Source organism: uncultured Cardiobacterium sp. (genome assembly GCF_938028185.1).
Lineage (GTDB): Bacteria > Pseudomonadota > Gammaproteobacteria > Cardiobacteriales > Cardiobacteriaceae > Cardiobacterium.
On the sequence record NZ_CALJAH010000113.1, the window covers coordinates 1 to 2,609 of the forward strand.

General features: G+C 63.9%; 2 protein-coding genes and 1 pseudogene. All 3 read left to right on the top strand.

Annotated elements, in window-relative coordinates; genetic code table 11:
- A pseudogene (locus Q0349_RS03550) lies at positions 1 to 935 on the top strand (TrbI/VirB10 family protein); the annotation flags it as partial.
- Positions 925 to 1,350: a hypothetical protein gene (locus Q0349_RS03555; protein WP_298079501.1), complete on the top strand. Its 426-nt coding sequence runs from the start codon at positions 925 to 927 to the stop codon at positions 1,348 to 1,350. The pseudogene Q0349_RS03550 and the gene Q0349_RS03555, both read left to right, overlap by 11 nt.
- 14 nt (positions 1,351 to 1,364) lie before the next feature.
- A partial coding sequence (locus Q0349_RS03560) for a TraC family protein (protein WP_298079502.1) occupies positions 1,365 to 2,609 on the top strand: 1,245 nt, incomplete at its 3' end.

Below are 2,609 nucleotides of genomic sequence, written 5' to 3' on the forward strand. Positions count from 1 at the left end.
TGCGGCCCGGCGTGGCGGACGGCAGTCACCCGCCGGCGCCGTTGCCGGATGCCGATGGCCGCGTCCATTTCCAGCCCTACGGTGCAGTCGCGGCTGGCGGTCAGAACAACCTCACCGGGATGATCAACCGGGGCGGCAACGTCTTCAACGGCAACCCGAACGGCAACGGACAGAATCCGGCGCCCGCCCAGCCGCAGCAGCAGCCGACGCGCTGGCCGGTTTATACCCTGCCGGTGACGACCATGCTCACCGGCGCGGTGACGCTGACACCGATGGTGGGGCGGGTGCCGGTCGGCGGCAACGTGCATGACCCGTTCAAGTTCCAGGTTGAGCTGGGCGCGGACAACCTCGCCGCCAATGGCCACCGCATTCCCGGCGTGGTCAAGGTCATCGCCGCCGGTACCGTGGTTGGCAACCGCGAGCAGGAATGCGTGCGTGGCGCGATTCAGGTGCTGACCTTCATCTTCAGGGACGGCCGCATTCACACCGTCGGCGACGGTGCGAGCCGCGACAGTAACGGCGGTCTCGGTTATCTCGCCGACCCCTGGGGCAAGCCGTGCATCCGTGGTACCTACATCAACAACGGCAGCGAGTACCTGACCTCACGCGCCACCGCCGCCTTCCTTGAAGGGCTGGCCGGTGCCTACGGCAACGCGCAAATGCGCCGCACCACCGATGCCAACGGCTTCCGCGACACCTACATCAGCGGCAACACCTACCAGTACGCCGCCTCACAGGGCGTCGGCAGTACCGCCGCCGAGATTGCCGCCTACGTGCGCGAGCGGGCGATGGACGCCTTTGACGTCGTTTATGTACCGCAGGCGCACAAGGTACAAATCATCCTCGAACAGCAGGTGGACATCGACTACGACACCCAGGCGCGCAAGGTGTCCTACCTGCGTCATTCCGCCAACGGAGCCCGCCATGACGACTGAACCCTGCACCCGCCCCCTCCTGCTTGCCCTGATGCTGACACTGGCCGCGTGCAGCAAGGGGCCGACACTGTTGCCCGACGAAGGGCCGACCACCAAAGAAATCTGGCAGGGCAACTACCGCGAGAGCCGTGAAGACGGCGGCAGCCGTATCCCGGATGGAGGCTATCCGGTCGCGGGCGAACCCGTCAGCACGGTCGGCAGCCGGACGGCGATGAGCGCCGTTACCGGCAGCCACTTTGACGAGCTCAACCAGGACTTCAAGGAAGTTCCCAACCCGAAAATCCTCGGCTACGTCTATGCCCACTACAACAGCACCGGCATGGCGGTACCGGGCTACTTCACCTCGTTCCGCCTCTACCGGGTCAATCACAACGCGCTGATGCGCGAAGGTGCCGCCGAAGGATGGGCGCGATGAGCGGCACGGCGCGGATGCACCCCCTGAAAAATTTCTTCCTCCGCGCGACCGGCATTGCGCCGCTGGTCGGCCCCATCCCGCTGTTTGAAGAAGACTACCGCGACCTGTTCAAGGCAGAGACCAGCTTTGCCGACTACTTCCCGGTGGAAGGCTACGACAGGCAAAACGGGGTGTTCACGATGGTCGATGGCATCAACGTCGGCGCGGTATGGGAATGCACCCCGGCCGACATGGATGCCAAGCCGGAGGAGACGCTCGCCGCCTTCAATGACGTACTGGCAAAGGCGCTGTCGCAACTGCCGCAGGAAAAGGACAATCCGGACAACCCCTACATCGTGCAGATTTACCTGCAAAACGCCGACATCGACAACCTCGGCGACCACCTCCACGCCTGCCTGCCGCAGCATCTGCGCGAGGACAAATTGTCGCTGGATGTGGTGCGCCTCCTGCGCGAGCACAGTGACCTGCTGACGCACGAGCTGGGGGCATTCCAGGACACGCGCGTCGCCCAGGAAAAGGGCTGGCGCGTCGCCACGCAGAAAATCTACGTCTGCATCTACCGCCTGGAGAGCGAGGCGTACTGGAAGCGGCAACGCAAAACTCCTGCGAAAAAACTGCTTGATGACGTCGGTGCCTTCCTCGGCGCCCTGAACGGAATGCGCATCCAGGCAAAACCGCTGGACGGTTACGGCCTTATCCGCTGGCTTGCTCCCTACTTTGCCGCCGGACATGACAAAGTCACCAGCCGCGCCATCTACGACGACAAACAACAACTGGCCAACTTCGACCTGGGGCAGGAATGCTTTGCCATCCAGCCGGAATACTGCAAGAGCGAGGATGCCGGGGAGCGCGGCATCTGGAAATTCGGCGACCGCTACCTGCGCTACCTCACCACCCACGGACTGGAGGCGGTGCCGGAAGACGGCTGCCTCAGCATTGGCCGCGAAGGCGACGCCTCGCCGTGGGAGCAGATGCCGCCGGGGACGATGATGGTGTGGACCATCGCGCCACAGCCGAAAGTGATGCTGGACGGGCGCATCGATGCCATCAAGGCGACCGCGCAAATCAGCACCTCCAGCGAAGCGGAATACACCCTGGAGCAGGCCGATACCGCCAAACTGGAATGCCTGCGCAACGGCCAGCGCATCTTCTACACCCAGGTGGGTGCTTATATCTCCGCTCCCGATTACGAAACCCTGCTCGACCGCACCCTGGTCGCCGGCGACACCCTGCTCAAGACCAACTGTTTGAGCTTTATC